17 protein-coding genes are annotated in these 19,381 nt (G+C 60.8%); 7 read left to right on the top strand and 10 right to left on the bottom strand.

The features are described 5' to 3' along the window. Positions 1-222 precede the first annotated feature (222 nt). From CAF90_RS29765 to CAF90_RS21145, 4 genes are read left to right on the top strand one after another with little or no spacing between them, the layout of a single operon-like run. Positions 223-351, top strand: a complete 129-nt coding sequence (locus tag CAF90_RS29765) for a hypothetical protein (RefSeq protein ID WP_007951477.1) — start codon at positions 223-225, stop codon at positions 349-351. Between the two features lie 50 nt (positions 352-401). Further along, a complete protein-coding gene (locus CAF90_RS21155; protein WP_085608369.1) occupies positions 402-1,625 on the top strand; it encodes a YcaO-like family protein in 1,224 nt (407 codons plus the stop codon). Next, positions 1,622-2,572: a trans-aconitate 2-methyltransferase gene (locus tag CAF90_RS21150; RefSeq protein ID WP_085608368.1), complete on the top strand. Its 951-nt coding sequence runs from the start codon at positions 1,622-1,624 to the stop codon at positions 2,570-2,572. The genes CAF90_RS21155 and CAF90_RS21150 overlap by 4 nt, the downstream gene beginning before the upstream one ends. Then, positions 2,569-3,447, top strand: a complete 879-nt coding sequence (locus CAF90_RS21145) for an alpha/beta fold hydrolase (protein ID WP_085608367.1) — start codon at positions 2,569-2,571, stop codon at positions 3,445-3,447. Before CAF90_RS21150 ends, CAF90_RS21145 begins: the two co-directional genes overlap by 4 nt. Positions 3,448-3,490: 43 nt before the next feature. Here CAF90_RS21145 and CAF90_RS21140 read toward each other — a convergent pair whose 3' ends face one another. From CAF90_RS21140 to CAF90_RS21115, 6 genes are read right to left on the bottom strand one after another with little or no spacing between them, the layout of a single operon-like run. Next, positions 3,491-5,233, bottom strand: a complete 1,743-nt coding sequence (locus CAF90_RS21140) for an ABC transporter substrate-binding protein (RefSeq protein WP_007951484.1) — start codon at positions 5,231-5,233, stop codon at positions 3,491-3,493. Between the two features lie 47 nt (positions 5,234-5,280). After that, on the bottom strand, positions 5,281-5,553 hold the full coding sequence (locus tag CAF90_RS21135) for a DUF2160 domain-containing protein (RefSeq protein ID WP_039767461.1): 273 nt from the start codon (positions 5,551-5,553) through the stop codon (positions 5,281-5,283). Positions 5,554-5,563: 10 nt separating this feature from the next. Next, positions 5,564-6,358: a carbohydrate ABC transporter permease gene (locus tag CAF90_RS21130; RefSeq protein WP_371915867.1), complete on the bottom strand. Its 795-nt coding sequence runs from the start codon at positions 6,356-6,358 to the stop codon at positions 5,564-5,566. A 30-nt stretch (positions 6,359-6,388) separates the two neighbouring features. Next, positions 6,389-7,255 (bottom strand): carbohydrate ABC transporter permease, encoded by an 867-nt coding sequence (locus CAF90_RS21125; RefSeq protein WP_007951487.1) that lies wholly within the window; start codon positions 7,253-7,255, stop codon positions 6,389-6,391. Next, on the bottom strand, positions 7,252-8,364 hold the full coding sequence (locus tag CAF90_RS21120) for an ABC transporter ATP-binding protein (RefSeq protein ID WP_007951488.1): 1,113 nt from the start codon (positions 8,362-8,364) through the stop codon (positions 7,252-7,254). The genes CAF90_RS21125 and CAF90_RS21120 overlap by 4 nt, the downstream gene beginning before the upstream one ends. Next, positions 8,364-9,458, bottom strand: coding sequence for an ABC transporter ATP-binding protein (locus CAF90_RS21115; protein ID WP_007951489.1), 1,095 nt, complete (start codon positions 9,456-9,458; stop codon positions 8,364-8,366). Before CAF90_RS21115 ends, CAF90_RS21120 begins: the two co-directional genes overlap by 1 nt. 270 nt (positions 9,459-9,728) lie before the next feature. Here CAF90_RS21115 and CAF90_RS21110 point away from each other — a divergent pair, with 270 nt between their 5' ends. Beyond that, the gene (locus CAF90_RS21110; protein WP_085608366.1) at positions 9,729-11,594 is read left to right on the top strand and encodes a sigma-54-dependent Fis family transcriptional regulator; all 1,866 of its coding nucleotides are present in this window, start codon (positions 9,729-9,731) and stop codon (positions 11,592-11,594) included. 16 nt (positions 11,595-11,610) lie between these two features. Here CAF90_RS21110 and CAF90_RS21105 read toward each other — a convergent pair whose 3' ends face one another. The 3 genes from CAF90_RS21105 to CAF90_RS21095 form a co-directional block, all read right to left on the bottom strand. Beyond that, the gene (locus CAF90_RS21105; RefSeq protein WP_085608365.1) at positions 11,611-12,822 is read right to left on the bottom strand and encodes an MFS transporter; all 1,212 of its coding nucleotides are present in this window, start codon (positions 12,820-12,822) and stop codon (positions 11,611-11,613) included. A 292-nt stretch (positions 12,823-13,114) separates the two neighbouring features. Then, positions 13,115-14,497: a cysteine--tRNA ligase gene (gene cysS / locus CAF90_RS21100; protein WP_007951492.1), complete on the bottom strand. Its 1,383-nt coding sequence runs from the start codon at positions 14,495-14,497 to the stop codon at positions 13,115-13,117. Between the two features lie 20 nt (positions 14,498-14,517). Next, entirely contained in the window at positions 14,518-16,218 is a 1,701-nt protein-coding gene (locus tag CAF90_RS21095; RefSeq protein WP_085608364.1) for a glutamine--tRNA ligase/YqeY domain fusion protein, read from the bottom strand. A 250-nt stretch (positions 16,219-16,468) separates the two neighbouring features. On the opposite strand from CAF90_RS21095, the gene CAF90_RS21090 reads away from it, so the two are divergent. Both CAF90_RS21090 and lpxH read left to right on the top strand, forming a co-directional pair. Continuing rightward, a complete protein-coding gene (locus tag CAF90_RS21090) occupies positions 16,469-16,975 on the top strand; it encodes a peptidylprolyl isomerase (protein WP_007951494.1) in 507 nt (168 codons plus the stop codon). Further along, positions 16,972-17,727, top strand: coding sequence for a UDP-2,3-diacylglucosamine diphosphatase (gene lpxH / locus CAF90_RS21085; protein WP_085608363.1), 756 nt, complete (start codon positions 16,972-16,974; stop codon positions 17,725-17,727). Before CAF90_RS21090 ends, lpxH begins: the two co-directional genes overlap by 4 nt. 117 nt (positions 17,728-17,844) lie before the next feature. Here the strand turns inward: lpxH and CAF90_RS21080 are convergent, their stop codons facing one another. Then, positions 17,845-19,374 (bottom strand): DHA2 family efflux MFS transporter permease subunit, encoded by a 1,530-nt coding sequence (locus CAF90_RS21080; RefSeq protein ID WP_085608362.1) that lies wholly within the window; start codon positions 19,372-19,374, stop codon positions 17,845-17,847. Between the last annotated feature and the right edge of the window lie 7 nt (positions 19,375-19,381).

Genomic DNA, 19,381 nt, shown 5'->3' with positions numbered 1-19,381 from the left:
AACCGCTGACTCCTTTCGCATGGTTCGCCCGTTGCCACGCAGTGCTGCCCCCCAGAAACAAGTCCGCCCAGCGTCAATTCACGTTTTATCAGTACGTGTTTCGACACCGCTGAAACCCGCGGCTGGAAACGTCTGGACATTTTTGACCCCGCCCTCACCGCCCTTTTAGATTCGGCTCGTGCTTGCAACAGCACTCCCAAACAACAACCAAGGAGCAACATCATGGGCTACATGGGCAGCTTGAACGCGAACCCTATCGATGAACTGGAAGAGCAGGAAGCACCCTCGCCAGAGCAGATCGAAGCGCTGCAACTGACCGAGGAAGAACAGGCGGAACTCAACGCCGAGTGACAGCACCCGCGGGGGCCTTGCGCCCTCGCGGGCTTTCCAGGAAGGGAATCATGGACAAGACAACGTTGGCCGAGCGTGAGCTCACGGCCGATCAGGCAGAACGGCGTATTCACACCGAACTTTCACGCCTGGGCCTCACACCGCACACCCGCACCCTCGGCAGCAAAGTGGTTGCCGTTCAGGCGAGTCTTCATGGCGACGACAACCGTCATGCCCGTGGCTCCGGCAAGGGCTATGCGGATCAGGCGCACCTGGGCGCGCTTTATGAAGCGCTCGAGCACTACTGGACGGATGAACTCTGTACCTACGATGTTCACCACGAGACGGAACGCTATTTCAAAGACACGCCGGTGTTTGCCGATGACTCGCTCCTGCACAGGCTCACCTGCCAGCAAAAAGTGCGCATCACCTGCCGGACCTATGTCTGTCCGCCGTGGCATGACCGGTTTTCCTATCCGTTGGCGCTGACCTCGCCGAACGGCTCACGTTTGCCCTCGTCACCGGGCATGGCGGACTACAGCGCCGTGCAGCGCTACGCCAGCAACAACGGCACCGCGATTGGCGCCACTTACAACGAAGCGATGCTGCACGCCGCCAACGAGTGCATCGAGCGCGACGCCTTGTCGTTGTTTCTGCTTGATCATTTTTATTACCAGAACCATCCACCACTGCGACGGGTGGCGCGCCTCACTGAAAGCGACGAACTCGGTCGTCTGTGGGCCGATGCCGAACAGGAAATCGACGGCGAAATCGTGCTGGTGGATATCAGCACCGAGTTCATGACCCGGACCTTTCTGGCGTTCACGACGAAGCCGGGGCCTCATCCACAGGTATTCGGTAGTGGCAGCTCCCTCGAACCGCGCCATGCGGCGTGGCGGGCGCTCACTGAACTGGTGCAGTTGCAACTCAGCGCCGCCGAACCCGAATACCGACAGACGCTGAACAATGCGCTGCGCAACCTGCAGCCTTTCCCGCGCCTGCTGCGCTGTGCGCTGTTCGATCCGCAGACGCTGCTGCATCGCTGCGTTCAACACGAGGTGAGACTGGCGGGTTCCGCCAAAGACCTGTCGGTGGAAAATCAACTGCACTTGCTGACTCAAGACCTGCGGATTCATGGCCGTACGCTGGGTGCAGCCGTCCTGCAGCGAACCGAGCTCGGCACCACCCTGCTCAACGTGGTGATCCCCGGACTGGAGCGCTTCTTCGTGGTCTCCAGCGGCAACGTCGTCATCCCGCAAGCGAGGGGCCGGACATTGGAGAGGCCAGCCCCATGAACCGACTTGATCGCACCCGGGAGCTGACATTGGCTCGTTCGATGCGCCTTTACCTCAACGAGAACGGCGCTGTTGGCCACTACCTCGAACCACGCGGCAGCGGACTGCATCACGTTTTTTTGCTGCGGGTGAACGATGAGCTCTGGGTCGGCCGCAAGCTCCTGCAACGTGACCGGCATTTTCGATGGCAGGCCAGCAGCGCGCTCAACCCCGGCATGTTGTTTGGCCCGCATCTCCACTCATTGTGGGGTGATGACGGGTTGTCGATCGGCTATCGGACGGTCTCTCCCGCAGACAAAGCGCAGTTCTTCGAGCACGCCTTGCATCAGGCTGACAGCGAGATCCTGTTTCCCTTTCCGCTGCTGGATGAGGCGGGCCGGGAAGCGGTCTGCCCGGCAGACTTCTGGCAATGCAACGAATCACTGGCCGAACAGCTGAACACTGACGAACACCACTTGCGCGAATACTGCGCCGGGCTGCTCCAGGCCATCACTGAAAAAGGCGCACTGATTTACGACCCGGCCTGTTCGACCGGAGCGTTCATCGCCCACCTCGCCCGCGCCCTGCCCGACTGTCTGTGCCTGGGCAGTGACCGTTCGGCCTCGATGATCGAACACGCCAGGCAATGTCACAGCGGGATCTCCGTCGAATTCGACGTGCTGGAGGCGAGTGAGGCTTCCGATGCCGGGATTCGCTGCGATGTCTTGATCCTGCGTTTCCTCAACGCCGAAGTCTTGACCCGCCGTGAGGCCCAGGCCGCATTCGAATCGCTGATCCGCTGCGTAAAACCCGGTGGCACGATCCTCGTTTTCGGTCACACCCCGGTGTTGATTCCGGTGACCTGGCTTGCCTCCCTCCACCACCTGAAACTTGAATCCAGCGTCGCGGCACGGCCCGGGCAGGTCGAGCTGTTCCAGTTCTATCGTCTGACGGTTCCGACGCCATGAGTTTTTCCCTGCACAGCCGAGGTTATTACCCGACCGGCGACGGCCATCAACTCTATTGGGAACGCCATGGTGTTCCGGGACACGAACCGGTGTTTTTCCTCCATGGCGGCCCCGGCGGGCGTATCAGCCGCCACCATTTGCAGTTCTTCGACACGGGCCGGTTCGACATCATCCTGTTTGATCAACGGGGCTGCGGGCGCTCGACGCCCTACGGCGAACTGCGGGACAACAGCACCGGACAGTGTGTCGAAGACATCGATGCCCTGCGCCAGCATTTCGGCTTCGAAAAAATCAGCGTGCTGGGCGTGTCATGGGGTAGCTGGCTGGCGATTCAGTACCAGCAGCGTTACCCGCAGCACCTGCTGAAAACCACGCTGGTCTCGGTATTCGTGCCGTTTGCCGACAATGTCCGGGCCTACGATCAGGCGCTCAATGACGGGCTGGTGCAATCGCCGCAAATGTCACCCGGCCAACGCGCCAGGGACATCTACCGGATTCTCGGCGAAGGCTGTCCATCGCAGCAGCACCGCGCCGCCATCGAATGGTTGAACGCTGTTCTACGTCGCACAGGGCAGACGATTTGCCCCGACACACTGGAGCGCTTCGTCGATCAGGAAGCGGTGCTCGCGATTCGTCTGGAACTGCATTACCACCTGCAGAACTACTGCTTCACACCAAAGGATGAAGACCTGACCCTCGACGACAACACCCTGCTGATCCAGGGCATCCGCGATACCCATGGCATGGCCAGCGTGCGCTGGCTCAGGCAACGCATGAACATCCACTGCCGGCTGCTGCACGCCGGGCACAACGCCTTTGAAAACGCCCTCCTCAAAGCGGTGCGTCGGGCGGTGAAACGTGAAATCGAGGGCTAAAAAAAACGGCACCCGAAGGTGCCGTTCCGCCCCGCAAAAAACCTTACTTGCGTGCCGCCTCCCACGACTTGAGCAGTTCGTTGTAGCTCACGGTTTCGCCTTTCGGCTTCTCGTTGGCCAGCTTCGGTTTTGGTGCGCCCGGCTGGTCGAACCAGTATTGCGCGTCGCGCTCGGGGTTCATTTTCGGTGCGCACACCGCTTGGGCCTTGGAGCGTTCCAGACGGGTCATGATCGCGTCCTGATCCTTGGCCAGACCGTCGAGGGCCTGTTGCGGGGTTTTCTCGCCGCTGGCGGCTTCGGCGATGTGGCTCCACCACAGTTGTGCCAGACGTGGGTAGTCCGGAACGTTGGTGCCGGTCGGCGTCCATTGCACGCGGGCCGGGCTGCGGTAGAACTCGACCAGACCACCGAGTTTCGGTGCCAGGTCGGTCATCGCTTGCGAGTTGATGTCCGACTCGCGAATCGGCGTCAGACCGACGATGGTTTTCTTCAGCGACACGGTTTTCGAGGTCACGAACTGCGCGTACAGCCAGGCCGCGAGTTTCTGTTTCTCAGGCGTGGATTTCATGAAGGTCCACGAGCCCACGTCCTGATAACCGAGTTTCATCCCCTCTTCCCAGTACGGCCCGCGCGGCGATGGCGCCATGCGCCATTTCGGCGTGCCGTCGGCGTTGACCACCGGCAGGCCCGGTTTGGTCATGTCGGCGGTGAAGGCGGTGTACCAGAAGATCTGCTGGGCGATGTTGCCCTGGGACGGCACCGGGCCCGACTCGGAGAAGGTCATGCCCGCCGCTTCCGGTGGCGCGTACTTCTTCAGCCAGTCGACGTATTTGGTGGTGGCGAACACCGCCGCCGGGCCGTTGGTGTCGCCGCCGCGGGTCACGCTGGAACCGACCGGGTGGCAATCCTCGACGCGAATCCCCCACTCGTCCACCGGCAAGCCGTTGGGAATGCCCTTGTCGCCGCCACCGGCCATGGAGAACCAGGCATCGGTGAAGCGCCAGCCCAGCGACGGGTCTTTCTTGCCGTAGTCCATGTGCCCGTAAATGCGCTTGCCGTCGATTTCCTTGACGTCTTCGCTGAAGAATTTGGCGATGTCTTCATAGGCCGACCAGTTCACCGGCACGCCCAGTTCATAGCCGTACTTTTCCTTGAACTTGGCTTTCAGGTCGGCGCGTTCGAACCAGTCGGCGCGAAACCAGTACAGGTTGGCGAACTGCTGGTCGGGCAATTGATAGATCTTGCCGTCCGGCGCGGTGGTGAAGGAGATGCCGATGAAGTCCTTGATGTCGAGGGTCGGCGAAGTGAAGTTCTTGCCTTCGTTGGCCATCAGGTCGGTGATCGATTCGGTCTTGCCGTAGCGAAAGTGCGTACCGATCAGGTCCGAGTCGTTGACCCAGCCGTCGTAGATGTTCTTGTCCGACTGCATCACGGTCTGCATTTTTTCCACGACGTCGCCTTCCTGCAGCAGGTCGTGGGTCAGCTTGATGCCGGTGATTTCGCTGAAGGCCTTGGCCAGCACCTTGGATTCATATTCGTGGGTGGTCAGGGTTTCCGAGACGACCTTGATGTCCATCCCGCGAAACGGTTCGGCCGCCTTGATGAACCACTTCAGTTCTTCGAGTTGCTGCTCGGCCGTCAGGGTCGACGGCTTGAATTCGCTGCCGATCCATTTTTTTGCGGCATCTTCGTAGGCGTCGGCCCAGGCGGACGCGCTCAAACCGCTGAGTGCCAGCATGGCTGCCAATGAAATGCTATGTCGCAGCTTATTTTTCTTATCGAACATAGAGACCTCCTGTTAGGTTTTCGGAGCAAGATTGCCGAGCGATTCGACTAGCCCCAACGCATCACAGCCAACAGCCACACCAGGGACAACGCGGACGCTACCCAGATGCTCCAGTCGGTCACGCCGATTACCAGCAGATGCAGGTAGGCGCTGCCGAGAAGACCGATGAACAAGCGATCGCCACGGGTGGTGGCAATCGGCAGAAACCCTCGCCGCAAGATGCTCGGCGAGCGCAATTCCCAGGTGGTCATGCCCACCAGGATCAACCCGATCACGATGAAAAACGCCGCCGTCGGGACGGTCCAGCTCATCCATTCCATCATCAGTTCCTCAGACCCGGCCCAGGGCAAAGCCCTTGGCCACGTGGTTGCGAACGAACCAGATCACCAGCATGCCGGGGAGAATAGTCAACACCCCCGCCGCCGCCAGTACACCCCAGTCAATGCCGGACGCCGACACCGTGCGCGTCATCACCGCCGCGATCGGTTTGGCGTTCACCGAGGTCAGCGTGCGCGCCAGCAGCAGTTCGACCCAGGAAAACATGAAGCAGAAAAACGCCGTCACACCGATGCCGGAGCCGATCAGCGGAATGAAGATCTTCACGAAGAACTTGGGAAAGCTGTAGCCGTCGATGTAGGCCGTTTCGTCGATCTCCTTCGGCACCCCGGACATGAAACCTTCGAGGATCCACACCGCCAGCGGCACGTTGAACAGGCAGTGCGCCAGCGCCACGGCGATGTGGGTGTCGAACAGGCCGATCGACGAGTACAACTGGAAGAACGGCAGCAGGAACACCGCCGGCGGCGCCATGCGGTTGGTCAGCAGCCAGAAGAACAGGTGCTTGTCGCCGAGAAAGCGGTAGCGGGAAAACGCGTAGGCCGCCGGCAGTGCCACGGTCAGGGAAATGATCGTGTTCAGACTGACGTAGTACAGCGAGTTGATATAGCCGGTGTACCAGCTCGGATCGGTGAAGATCACCTTGTAGTTCGCCAGCGTGAAATCCTGTGGGAAAAGAGTCAGTCCGCCGAGGATTTCGGTATTGCTCTTGAACGACATGTTCAGCAGCCAGTAGATCGGCACCAGCAGGAACAGGATGTAGAGCAGCAGTGGGATCACTTTTTTCATAGGGGTAAGACGTTTGCTCATGGCCGGGCCTCAGCGGTTGGCATCGTTGTGGGTCATGGCGGTGTAGAACAGCCAGGACACCAGCAGGATGATCAGGAAGTACACCAGCGAGAATGCCGCCGCCGGCCCCAGGTCGAATTGGCCTACGGCCATCTGGGTCAGGGTCTGACTCAGGAAGGTCGTCGAGTTACCCGGTCCGCCACCGGTGAGTACGAACGGCTCGGTATAGATCATGAAGCTGTCCATGAAGCGCAGCATCACCGCGATCAACAGCACGCTCTTCAACTTGGGCAACTGAATGTGCCGGAATACCGCCCAGGCCGAGGCCCGGTCGATGCGCGCAGCCTGGTAATACACATCGGGAATCGCCCGCAACCCGGAGAAACACAACAGCGCCACCAGTGAAGTCCAGTGCCAGACGTCCATCACCAGCACGGTGACCCAGGCGTCCATGGTGTTGGCCGCATAGTTGTAGCTGATGCCCATGGCGTTGAGGCTCGAACCCAACAGGCCGATGTCGGCGCGGCCGAAAATCTGCCAGATGGTGCCGACCACGTTCCATGGAATCAGCAGCGGAATCGCCAGCACGATCAGCACCACCGACGACCAGCGACCCTTGGTCGGCATGGTCAGCGCAATGGCGATGCCGAGCGGGATTTCGATCAGCAGCACACACGCCGAGTAGATGAACTGGCGCAGCAACGAGTCGTGCAGGCGCGGATCGAGCAGCACCTGCTTGTACCAGTCGGCGCCGACGAAGTAGCGGCTGGACTGGTCGAAGATGTCCTGCACCGAATAGTTGACCACGGTCATCATCGGGATCACTGCACTGAACGCCACCAGCAGGAACACCGGCAACACCAGCCACCAGGCTTTGTTGTTCTGCACCTTGTTCATGGCTGTACCTCGCTGTCGGTGGCATCCAGCAGAAATTCGTCGGCATAGACCATCAGCCACTGCGCCGGAAAACTGATGTATGCCGTGCCCTGCGGCACCGGTTTGTCCTCGGCCAGACGCACTTTCAGCGGCGCGCCGTCCAGGTCCAGGGTCATGATCTTGTAGGTGCCGAGGTCTTCGACGTGTACGACCCGTGCCTGCATCGCGTCATCAAACGGTTCGTCCCACACATGAATGAATTCGGGGCGGATGCCGACCTTCAGATTTTTCCACTGGCCGTGTTCGATATGGCGCTGCAAGCCGTCGGACAGCGGCAGGTGGGTCGAGTTGAAACCGACCCCACCCGGTTGCGGCTGCACTTCGATCAGGTTCATGCCGGGACTGCCGATGAAGTAGCCGACAAAGGTGTGGCTCGGCCGCTCGAACAATTCCCGTGGGGTGCCGAACTGGACGATCTGGCCGCCGTACATCACCGCGATCTTGTCGGCAAACGTCGAAGCCTCCAGCTGATCGTGGGTGACGTAGACCATGGTGATGTTGAACTGCTCGTGGATCTGCTTGAGCTTGCGCCGCAGTTTCCATTTCAGGTGCGGGTCGATCACCGTCAGCGGCTCGTCGAACAGGATCGCCGACACGTCATCACGCACCAGGCCGCGGCCCATGGAGACTTTCTGTTTTTCGTCGGCGGTGAGGTTGCGCGCCTTTTTGCTCAGCAGGTTTTGCAGGTCGAGGACTTCGGCGATTTCCTGCACCTTGCTGTGTACTTTCGCCTCGGCCAAGCCCTGATTGCGCAAGGGAAAGGCCAGGTTGTCGAACACGGTCATGGTGTCGTACACCACCGGGAACTGGAAAACCTGCGCGATGTTGCGCTTTTCCGGCGTCAGATCGTTGACCGCTTTGCCGTCGAACAGCACATGACCCTGGGACGGGCTGAGCAGACCGGAAATGATGTTGAGCAACGTCGACTTGCCGCAACCCGACGGACCGAGCAAGGCATAGGCGCCGCCCTGCTCCCAGATGTGGTCCATCTCGCGGATCGCGTAATCCTCGGGCCCGCTCGGGGTTTTGCTGTAGCTGTGGGCGAGGTGCTGCAAACGGATTTCGGCCATCAGGCAACCCTCGCGACGCGCCGGCCCGGTGCCTGCACCAGACGGCCCTGCGCATCGAACACAAACAGTTTATGGGTCGGGATATAGATGCGGATCGGCGCATCGACGTCGTATTCGTGAACCCCCGGCAAATGCAGCACCAGCAGGAAATGCTCGTTGCGCACGTGCAGGAAGGTTTCCGAACCGCTGATTTCCGCCACCTCGACGGTCACCGCCAGTTCCAGGTCGTCGTCGTTGCTCGGCACCAGCGAGATGTGGCTCGGGCGCACGCCAAAGCGGAACTCGCCCTCGCCCACCGGCCGCAGGTCGACGTTCAACGGAAAGTGCACGAAGTTGGCGAAACTCACTTCGTTACCGGCGATACGCCCCGGCATCAGGTTGATCGGTGGCTCGGAGAACAATTCGGCGGCCAGCACCGTTTGCGGCTGGTGATAGACCTCGGTCGACGGCCCGCTCTGGATCACCCGGCCTTCATGAAGAATGGTGGTTGTGCCGCCCAGCGCCAGCGCTTCGTTGGGTTCGGTGGTGGCGTAGATGGCGATGGTGTGGCGCGCCTTGAACAGCTCGCGCATTTCCTGGCGCAGCTCCTCGCGCAGCTTGTAGTCGAGGTTGACCAGCGGCTCGTCGAACAGAATCAGTTCGGCATCCTTGACCAGCGCCCGGGCCATGGCCGTGCGCTGCTGCTGGCCGCCGGACAGTTCCAGCGGATAGCGCTTCAGAAACTTCTCGATGCGCAGCATCTTCGCGGTTTCCTGCACCTTGCTCTGGATCTGCTCGTTGGAGATCCCGGCCTGGCGCAGCGGCGAGGCGATGTTCTCGAACACCGTCATGGTCGGGTAATTGATGAATTGCTGATAGACCATCGACACGTTGCGCAAACGCACCGGGCGCTGGGTGACGTCGACGCCGTTCATCAGGATGCGGCCGCTGTCGGGCTTGTCCAGACCGGCCATCAGACGCATCAGACTGGTCTTGCCGGACAGCGTGCGCCCGAGCAAAACGTTGAAGGATCCAGGTTCGAATTTCAGGCTCGCATCGTCGATCCAGGTCTGGCCCTCGACGGTACGGCTGACGTGCTCCAGGGTGAGTGACATGGCTCGGCCTTTTTATTATTGGAGTCAAGCGACCTGTGCTGTAGAGCGACATTCGTGCCAGAAACGGCAAGCTGTTGATTTACCGCAAAATTCGCTGGAGGCCACGCGAACCGGGGTTCGTAGCTGAACACAAGTGAACAGTCGCGACTGAACAATTGAACAGTCGGGCGATTGACAATGAACAATAGTGAACAACACTCTATGGATGCTTTTTGCTCGTCGAGCGAGCCATAACAAAAACAACAAAGCACCCTTCAGAGACTGCCAATCATGGCCGCACCTGCCCCGCCGCTTTCCCATGACGCCATCGTCCAGGACTCCTGGTCCCGTTGCCGCGCCTTCGGTCTCAATCATCAAAGCGCCCCGGCCTTCGATCAGTTGCCCGCTGCCGGCATCGCGCAGTTGCTCGACCGCCATCATTCACTGGTGCAGACCACTCACCAGGAAGTGCTGCCGTATTACGAGAACATCCTGAGCAACTCCAACTGCCTGATCATGCTGGCCGACAATCAGGGCCAGGTGCTGACGTCCTGGGGCACCCAGCGCTTTATCGAGCCGAACCTGGCGCGTGGTTTTCAGGCGGGCGCCAGTTGGGTCGAGCGCGCCAGCGGCACCAACGCCATCGGCACGGCGCTGGCCTGCGAGCAGGCGGTGCACATTGAACACGATGAACACTTTCTCAAGGCCAACCGTTTCATGACCGGTTCCGCCGCACCGATTTTCGATGCCGAGCGCAAGGTCATCGCCGTACTCGATGTGTCCAGCGACAGCTATCTGCCACCGTCGCACACCCTCGGCATGGTCAAGATGATGAGCCAGACCGTGGAGAACCGGCTGATCCTCAACCTGTTCCATGGCCAGCACTTTCAACTGACCTTCAACACCGGGTTGAACAACCTCGACAGCCAGTGGGCCGGGCTGCTGATCTTTGATGAGAGCGGTCAGGTGTTGTCGGCCAACCGTCGGGCCGACAATCTGTTGGGCGTGCGGTTGTCGCGGGTCAGCGTTGAAAGCCTGTTCAAGGTGTCGTTGCTGGAGTTGATCAATCAGCCGGACGGTTTGCCGTTTGCCTTGCAGACTTCCGGGCGCAATCGTTTTCAGTGTTTGTTGAAACGGCCTAAACAGGCGCCGATTCAGGCGCGCGTCTTCACTGAAACAAGAACCGCTGAAGCCAGAACCGCTGAACCGAAAGTCGCCGTACCTACGGCCATCAGCCTGAGCACATTGCACTTCGGCGACAGTCGCGTGGAAAAAGCCGTGCGCCAGGCCGAACGCCTGCTGGAAAAGGACATTCCGCTGCTGATTCACGGGGAAACCGGGGTCGGCAAGGAAGTCTTCGTCAAGGCCCTGCACCAGGCCAGCTCCCGCAGCAAACAGGCGTTCATCGCCGTCAACTGCGCGGCGATCCCCGCCGAACTGGTGGAGTCCGAGCTGTTCGGGTACGAGAAAGGCGCGTTCACCGGCGCCAACCAGAAAGGCAGCATCGGCCTGATCCGCAAGGCCGACAAAGGTACGCTGTTCCTCGACGAAATCGGCGACATGCCGCTACCGACCCAGGCCCGCCTGTTGCGCGTGTTGCAGGAGCGCTGCGTGCAACCGGTGGGCAGCAGCGAGCTGTTCCCGGTGGATCTGCGGATCATCTCCGCCACCAACCGTTCACTCAGGGAACAGGTGCAACTGGGGCGATTTCGCGAAGACTTGTACTACCGCATCGGCGGCTTGACCTTGGAACTGCCTCCGTTACGCGAGCGCAGCGACAAGCAGGCGCTGTTCAAGCGGTTGTGGGAACAACATCGCGAGCCGTCGCAGTGGGCGGGATTGAGTCGCGAGGTTCTGGAGCTGTTCGAGCGGCATCCATGGCCGGGCAATCTGCGACAGGTCAGCAGCGTGATGCAGGTGGCGCTGGCGATGGCCGAGGAACAACCGATTCGGCCCGAGCATTTGCCGGACGATTTTTTCGTCGATCTGGAGATGGAGCCCGTGGAAGTGGCCGAGCCGTTGGGCATCGACCTGAACGATGCCGAGGCGTTGAACCGGGAGTTGCAGTTGGCCGGGGGCAATATTTCCCATCTGGCACGACGGCTGGGGGTGAGCCGCAATACCCTCTACAAGCGATTGCGGCAGCTTGAAAACTGAGCGCTCCCATAGCGGGTCAGGCCGAAACGGCGGGCTCAACGGGCGCAGCCGATGCGGCCGCCAACGTCCGCAGGCCCATCAACACCACGACCATCATCATAAGACCTGCGGCTATCGCAACGCCGAACCCTGCCCGTGCGCCCCAGGCATCAATCACCAGCCCCGCCAGCATGCCGCCCAGCGCCACGCCGATGCTGATCCCGGTGGTCATCCACGTCAGCCCTTCGGTCATTCTCGCCGCGGGGATGATGATCGTCCCCAGCTTCATGACCACCACCATGGTCGGCGCGAACGAGATGCCGGCGATAAACAACATCGCGGACAGGACATAAACATCCGGTGAGAACACCGGCAATACGCCGGTGACTGCCGTGACCAATATCCCGATAAAGAACTGTTTTTCAATCGCCAGCGAAACCCGCAGCGCGCCGAAGGTCAGGCCCGCCACCAGCGAGCCGAACGCATAGGCGGCGAGGATGAAGGTGGCAGCGGATGGCCAGCCCTGGGCATTGGCGAAGGCTACAACGGCGACATCGATCGCTCCGCCAATAACTCCCATCGCCAGCAACGCCAGGACAATGGTGCGAACGCCGGGAATCAGCAGGGTTGATCCGCTGTTTTTCCGGTTGCCTGCCACCACTTTCGGTTCGGTCTGACGCTGCATGAGAAACGCCGTCACGCCGACGGCCAGCAGCCCTACCGCCACCAGCGGCCCGGCCTCCGCGAAGAAACTCACGCTCAAACCGATCGCCAGTGGCGGGCCGACGATGTAAGCCAGTTCGGTGAGGACCGTGTCCAGCGAGAACGCGGTGTGCAGCTGCGGCTTGCCACGAAACAATTGCGTCCAGCGTGCGCGGATCATGGATGGCATGCTCGGCATCGTCCCCGCCAGTGCCGCCAGTACAAAAAACAACGCGGCGGGCGCCCTCAGATGCACGGCAACAATCAGCGCCAGCAACATGACGATGCTGAAAACCGTGACGACGGGCAGCACGCGGCTCTGACCCCGCTGATCAACCTGTTTCGAGATGCGCGGGCCGAGCAGCGCGTTGGCCAGAGTAAACGTGCCGGCGACTGCGCCGGCCAGCCAGTAAACGCCGGTCTGCTGCACCAGCATGGTGATGATGCCGATGCCGATCATTGCCTGGGGCAGTCGGGCGATAGAGCTCGCGAGGATCAGCCCGGTGGCGCCGGGTGTCGATACCAGCTCGCGATAGTGATTAGCCATGATTCCTCCCTTCCGGATTCGTCGCTGATGAGCATCCTGCCGCGTGCGCTATCAAGACCTATGCGAATACCAAAAGCAATCACGGACTTTGATTTTGGATCGTTCCCACGTCGAGGCGTCGAACCGTCCGCGTGGGAATGCCTCAATGGACGCTCCGCGTCCGCTTCGGCATGGGACGCGGAGCGTCCCGGGCTGCATTCCCACGCGGAGCGTGGGAACGATCAACCCGGAGTAAGCAGCAGAAAAACAAAAACCCGCACAAGGCGGGTTTTGTTTGTAACAGGCGCAGCAATCAGTCAGCCAGACGCCAGGTCGTGCCGCCCTTGCCGTCTTCCAGCACCACGCCCATGGCGGTGAGCTGGTCGCGGATGCGGTCGGATTCGGCCCAGTCCTTGCCGGCACGTGCCGCCAGACGCGCAGCGATCAGCGCCTCGACTTCAGCTGCATCGACACGCCCTTCGGCGCCGGCCTGCAGGAAGTCATCGGCTTCGAGCTGCAACACACCCAGCACGCTGGCCAGTTCTTTCAGGCGCGCCGCCAGACCGGCCGCTGCATCGAGATCGCTCTCGCGCAGACGGTTGATCTCACGCACCATCTCGAACAGCACCGCGCAGGCTTCCGGCGTGCCGAAGTCATCGTTCATCACCGTGGTGAAACGCTCGACGAACGCTTCGCCGCCAGCCGGCGCCACGCTCGGCAGGCCTTTCAACGCATGGTAGAAACGCTCCAGTGCGCCCTTGGCGTCCTTGAGGTTGTCTTCCGAGTAGTTGATCGCGCTGCGGTAGTGGCTCGACACCAGCAGGTAACGCACGACTTCCGGGTGGTACTTGTCGAGCACGTCGCGAATGGTGAAGAAGTTGTTCAAGGACTTGGACATCTTCTCGCCATTGATACGGATCATGCCGCAATGCATCCACGCGTTGGCGTAGGTCTTGCCGGTGGCCGCTTCGCTCTGGGCGATTTCGTTTTCGTGGTGCGGGAACTCGAGGTCGCTGCCGCCGCCATGAATGTCGAAGGTCTCACCGAGGCAGCAGGTGGACATCACCGAGCACTCGATGTGCCAGCCCGGACGCCCGGCGCCCCACGGCGATTCCCAACTCGGCTCGCCCGGCTTGACGCCTTTCCAGAGCACGAAGTCCAGCGGATCTTCCTTGGCTTCGTCGACCTCGATCCGCGCACCGATGCGCAGGTCTTCGATCTTCTTGCGCGAGAGCTTGCCGTAGCCCATGAACTTGCCGACGCGGTAGTACACGTCGCCATTGCCCGGGGCGTAGGCGTAACCCTTGTCGATCAGGGTCTGGATCATCGCGTGCATGCCAGGGATGTGATCCGTGGCGCGCGGCTCCATGTCCGGCTTCTTGATGTTCAGGCGCGCTTCGTCTTCGTGCATCGCCGCGATCATGCGCTCGGTCAACGCTTCGAACGACTCGCCGTTCTCGTTGGCCCGGTTGATGATCTTGTCGTCGATGTCGGTGATGTTGCGCACGTAGGTCAGGTCATAACCGCTGAACCGCAACCAGCGGGTCACCAGGTCGAACGCGACCATGCTGCGGCCATGGCCCAGGTGGCAGTAGTCGTACACGGTCATCCCGCAGACGTACATGCGCACCTTGTTGCCATCCAGCGGCTTGAAGACTTCTTTGCTCTTGGTGAGCGTGTTGTAGATCGTAAGCACGGTGTTTCCTTAAGACTTGATCACTGGCCCCACGAATCGCGCAGGGTCACGGTACGGTTGAATACCGGCTGGCCTGGTTTCGAGTCCTTGATATCCGCGACGAAGTAGCCTTCGCGCTCGAACTGGAAACGGTCTTCCGGCTGTGCGTTGCCCAGCGAGGGTTCAGCACGACAACCGGTCAGCACTTGCAGTGAGTCAGGGTTGATGTTGTCCAGGAAACTCGCGCTGTCTTCGGCCTTCTCCGGGTTCGGAGAACGGAACAGGCGATCATACAGACGCACTTCGCACTCGATGCTGGCAGCGGCCGGCACCCAGTGGATCACGCCCTTGACCTTGCGGCCTTCAGGGTTCTTGCCCAGGGTGTCCGGATCGTAGGAGCAACGCAGCTCGACGATGTTGCCGTCGGCGTCCTTGATCGCTTCGTCGGCACGGATCACGTAGCTGCCGCGCAGACGCACTTCGCCGTTCGGCTCCAGGCGCTTGTAGCCTTTTGGCGGCTCTTCCATGAAGTCATCGCGGTCGATGTAGATTTCACGGGCAAACGGCAACTTACGCACGCCGAGTTCTTCTTTCTGCGGATGACGTGGCAGTTCGAGGTTCTCGACCTGGCCTTCCGGGTAGTTGGTGATCACGACTTTCAACGGACGCAGCACGCACATGGCGCGCGGGGCGTTCGCGTCGAGGTCCTGACGGATGCTGAACTCGAGCATGCCGAAGTCGACCACGCCGTCGGAACGGTTGGTACCGATCATCTCGCAGAAGTTGCGGATCGACGCCGGGGTGTAGCCACGGCGGCGGAAGCCCGACAGCGTCGACATGCGCGGATCGTCCCAGCCGTTGACGTGTTTCTCGTCAACCAGTTGCTTGAGCTTGCGCTTGCTGGTGATGGTGTAGTTGAGGTTCAGACGGCTGAACTCGTACTGACGCGGGTGCGCCGGCACTGGCAGTGCGTCGAGGAACCACTCGTACAGCGGACGATGGCTTTCGAATTCCAGGGTGCAGATCGAGTGGGTGATGCCTTCGATGGCGTCCGACTGACCGTGGGTGAAGTCGTAGTTCGGGTAGATGCACCACTTGTCACCGGTCTGGTGGTGATGAGCGTGGCGGATGCGATACATGATCGGGTCGCGCAGGTTCATGTTCGGCGAGGCCATGTCGATCTTGGCGCGCAGTACGCGGGCACCGTCCGGGAACTCACCGGCGCGCATGCGGGCGAACCAGTCCAGGTTCTCTTCCACCGAACGGTCGCGGAACGGGCTGTTCTTGCCCGGCTCGGTCAGGCTGCCGCGGTATTCCTTGGCTTGCTCGGGCGTCAGGTCGTCGACGTAGGCCTTGCCGGCCTTGATCAGCTCGACGGCCCAGTCGTGCAACTGGTCGAAATATTGCGAGGCGTAGCGCACTTCGCCGGACCATTCGAAGCCCAGCCATTTGACGTCGCTTTCGATCGCGTCGATGTATTCCTGGTCTTCCTTGGCCGGGTTGGTGTCGTCGAAACGCAGGTGGGTAACGCCGCCGAACTCCTGGGCCAGGCCGAAGTTCACACAGATCGACTTGGCGTGGCCGATGTGCAGGTAGCCGTTGGGCTCAGGCGGGAAACGGGTGACGATCTGCGTGTGCTTACCCGAGTCCAGGTCCGCCTGGATGATCGGGCGCAGGAAATTGACCGGCGTAACGGGGCCGGTCTTGGAATTCGAGGTAGGGTCGACAGTGGGCTTGCTCATAGGATCCTTGAACGTACAGTGCGCGGCCGGGACACGGGCCTGACAAAACAAAGCCGCTATCATAGCCGATGCTGTCAAGCCCCTGACAGAGCAGGGCTTAAAAGGAATGCATTTAATTGCAGGGTTTTGAAAAACAGCCTCGAAATTCGCGCCTGTCACGCTAAACTGCGCACCTTGGCCCTCACGGGCTGAACCGGTAAAGGGCGCAAATGTCCCAATACCCACGAATTCCTTATAAAGAGTAGCGATCATGACTCAAGTAAAACTGACCACCAACTTCGGTGACATCGTCATCGAACTGAACGCTGAAAAAGCCCCGATCACCGTGGCCAACTTCATCGAGTACGTGAAAAAGGGTCACTACGAGAACGTCGTGTTCCACCGTGTCATCAAAGGTTTCATGATCCAGGGCGGCGGTTTCGAGCCAGGCATGAAAGAAAAGAAAGACAAGAGCCCGAGCATCCAGAACGAAGCCGACAACGGCCTGAAGAACGAGAAGTACACCCTGGCCATGGCTCGCACCATGGATCCGCATTCGGCCTCGGCACAGTTCTTCATCAACGCTACCGACAACAGCTTCCTCAACCACACCTCCAAGACCGCTCAGGGCTGGGGTTATGCCGTGTTCGGTAAAGTGGTTGCGGGCACCGACGTTGTCGACAAGATCGAAGGCGTTTCCACCACGTCCAAGGCAGGCCACCAGGACGTACCAGCAGACGACGTGATCATCGAGAAAGCCGAGATCATCGAAGCGTGATATTGCTGATTTCAGACTTGCATCTGGAAGAGGAGCGCCCGGACATTACCCGGGCGTTTCTGGATTTGCTCGCCGGACGCGCCCGCTCGGCGAGTGCGTTGTACATTCTGGGCGACTTCTTCGAAGCGTGGATTGGCGACGACGCCATGACCCCCTTCCAGCGTTCCATCTGCCAGGCCCTGCGCGAACTCAGCGACAGCGGCACGGCCATTTTTCTGATGCACGGCAATCGTGACTTCATGCTCGGCAAGGCCTTTTGCAAAGAGGCCGGCTGCACGCTGTTGAAGGACCCGAGTGTCGTGCAGTTTTACGGCGAACCGGTGCTGCTGATGCACGGCGACAGCCTGTGCACCCGTGACGAAGCCTATATGAAGCTGCGCCGTTACCTGCGCAACCCGATCAGTCTGTTCATCCTGCGTAATCTCCCCTTGCGCACCCGCCACAAACTGGCGCGCAAGCTGCGCAGCGAAAGCCGGGCGCAGACGCGGATGAAGGCCAATGACATCGTCGATGTCACGCCGGAGGAAATTCCGCGGATCATGCAGGAGTACGGGGTGAGAACCCTGGTTCACGGGCATACCCATCGCCCGGCGATCCACAAGTTGCAGATCGGCGATCAGGCGGCGAAGCGGATTGTGCTGGGGGATTGGGATCGTCAGGGTTGGGCGTTGCAGGTGGATGAGAACGGGTTTGCGTTGGCGCCGTTTGATTTTGCACCGCCGCCGGCACTGCCCGCCCCTGCCACCGCCTGATCGTTCCCACGCTCTGCGTGGGAATGCCTCAATGGACGCTCCGCGTCCGCTTGGGCATGGGACGCGGAGCGTCCCGGGCTGCATTCCCACGCGGAGCGTGGGAACGATCTGGCGACGTTAGTGACCGCTGGCGGCCGGGCCTGCCTTGGCTGCGAATGGCGGCTTGGCCAGCCACACAATCAGAATCAACCCCATAAACCCCCATCCCAGCAGCGTGAAGTAATCCACTGTGGAGAGCATGTACGCCTGACTGGTGAGGATCTGATCCATCTGCGCATAGGCCGATTGGCTCGCGCCACCCAGCGAATGCAAGGTCTCGCGAGTCGCTGACTCGAAGGTGCTGATGCTCTCGCTCATATAGGCATGATGCTGATCCGCCCGGCGAATCCAGATCCAAGTGGTCAACGACGCCGCAAAGCTGCCGCCCAATGTCCGCAGGAACGTCGCCAGACCCGCGCCATCGGCAATCTGGCTCGGCGGCAAGTCCGACATCAGGATGCTCAAGGTCGGCATGAAGAACAGCGCCACACCAATCCCCATGAACAGCTGCACCAATGCGATGTGCTGGAAGTCCACCTCGTTGGTGAATTCAGCACGCATAAAGCAGCTCAAGCCGATCGCGAGGAACGCCAGCCCGGCCAGCAGGCGCAGGTCGAACTTGTGCGCGTACTTGCCGACAAACGGTGACAGCAGCACCGGCAGAATGCCGATCGGTGCCACCGCCAAACCGGCCCAGGTCGCGGTGTAGCCCATCTGGGTCTGCAACCACTGCGGCAGGATCAAGTTGATGCCGAAGAACCCGGCGTAACCCAACACCAGCACCAGCGTGCCGATGCGGAAGTTGCGGTGGGCAAACAGCCGCAGGTTGACCACCGGATGCTGGTCGGTCATTTCCCAGATCACGAACACCGCCAGCGCGATCACCGAAATCGCCGCGCCGATGATGATGAAGTTCGACTCGAACCAGTCCAGGTCATTGCCTTTGTCGAGGATCACCTGCAACGCACCCACGCCGATGATCAGCGTGATCAGCCCGACGTAATCCATCGGCTGATGGCTGGTGACCACCGGGCGTTTGGCCAGCTGCTGGCGCACCACCATCACCGCGAAGATCCCGATCGGCACGTTGATGAAGAAGATCCACGGCCAGCTGTAACTGTCGGTGATCCAGCCGCCGAGGATCGGCCCGGCAATCGGCGCCACCACCGTGACCATCGCCAGCAACGCAAGGGCCATGCCCCGCCTCGCCGGCGGATAGACCGCGATCAGCAGCGTCTGGGTCATCGGGTACAACGGCCCGGCCACCAGACCCTGCAACACGCGGAAGCCGATCAGTTCCGGCATCGACGTGGAAATACCGCAGAGGAACGAGGCCAGCACGAACAGAATGGTGGCCCAGAGAAACAGCTTCACCTCGCCGAAGCGACGGCTCAGCCAGCCGGTGAGCGGCAGCGCGATGGCGTTGCTCACGGCAAACGAGGTGATGACCCATGTGCCCTGCTCCGAACTCACGCCGAGGTTGCCGGAAATGGTCGGCAGCGCCACGTTGGCGATGGTGGTGTCGAGCACCTGCATGAAGGTCGCCAGCGACAGGCCGATGGTGCTGAGCAACAGGCTGGGCGGCGAAAAAGAGGCGTTATTGCTCATCGCGAAT

The sequence above is a fragment of the Pseudomonas sp. B37(2017) genome, assembly GCF_002112885.1.
In the GTDB taxonomy this organism is placed as follows: Bacteria; Pseudomonadota; Gammaproteobacteria; order Pseudomonadales; family Pseudomonadaceae; genus Aquipseudomonas; species Aquipseudomonas paraglycinae.
Note: the sequence above shows the minus strand (reverse complement) of the source record. Positions and strands in the feature narration are given on the sequence as shown.

What these genes read in the sequence shown, in the direction of transcription:
- CAF90_RS21140 (WP_007951484.1), bottom strand. Translation starts at nt 5,233, where the DNA reads ATGTTCGATAAGAAAAATAAGCTGCGACATAGCATTTCATTGGCAGCC.
- CAF90_RS21115 (WP_007951489.1), bottom strand. Translation starts at nt 9,458, where the DNA reads ATGTCACTCACCCTGGAGCACGTCAGCCGTACCGTCGAGGGCCAGACC.
- CAF90_RS21125 (WP_007951487.1), bottom strand. Translation starts at nt 7,255, where the DNA reads ATGAACAAGGTGCAGAACAACAAAGCCTGGTGGCTGGTGTTGCCGGTG.
- CAF90_RS21120 (WP_007951488.1), bottom strand. Translation starts at nt 8,364, where the DNA reads ATGGCCGAAATCCGTTTGCAGCACCTCGCCCACAGCTACAGCAAAACC.
- CAF90_RS21150 (WP_085608368.1), top strand. Translation starts at nt 1,622, where the DNA reads ATGAACCGACTTGATCGCACCCGGGAGCTGACATTGGCTCGTTCGATG.
- CAF90_RS29765 (WP_007951477.1), top strand. Translation starts at nt 223, where the DNA reads ATGGGCTACATGGGCAGCTTGAACGCGAACCCTATCGATGAACTGGAA.
- CAF90_RS21080 (WP_085608362.1), bottom strand. Translation starts at nt 19,374, where the DNA reads ATGAGCAATAACGCCTCTTTTTCGCCGCCCAGCCTGTTGCTCAGCACC.
- CAF90_RS21105 (WP_085608365.1), bottom strand. Translation starts at nt 12,822, where the DNA reads ATGGCTAATCACTATCGCGAGCTGGTATCGACACCCGGCGCCACCGGG.
- CAF90_RS21135 (WP_039767461.1), bottom strand. Translation starts at nt 5,553, where the DNA reads ATGGAATGGATGAGCTGGACCGTCCCGACGGCGGCGTTTTTCATCGTG.
- CAF90_RS21095 (WP_085608364.1), bottom strand. Translation starts at nt 16,218, where the DNA reads ATGAGCAAGCCCACTGTCGACCCTACCTCGAATTCCAAGACCGGCCCC.
- CAF90_RS21130 (WP_371915867.1), bottom strand. Translation starts at nt 6,358, where the DNA reads ATGAAAAAAGTGATCCCACTGCTGCTCTACATCCTGTTCCTGCTGGTG.
- CAF90_RS21145 (WP_085608367.1), top strand. Translation starts at nt 2,569, where the DNA reads ATGAGTTTTTCCCTGCACAGCCGAGGTTATTACCCGACCGGCGACGGC.
- CAF90_RS21110 (WP_085608366.1), top strand. Translation starts at nt 9,729, where the DNA reads ATGGCCGCACCTGCCCCGCCGCTTTCCCATGACGCCATCGTCCAGGAC.
- CAF90_RS21090 (WP_007951494.1), top strand. Translation starts at nt 16,469, where the DNA reads ATGACTCAAGTAAAACTGACCACCAACTTCGGTGACATCGTCATCGAA.
- CAF90_RS21155 (WP_085608369.1), top strand. Translation starts at nt 402, where the DNA reads ATGGACAAGACAACGTTGGCCGAGCGTGAGCTCACGGCCGATCAGGCA.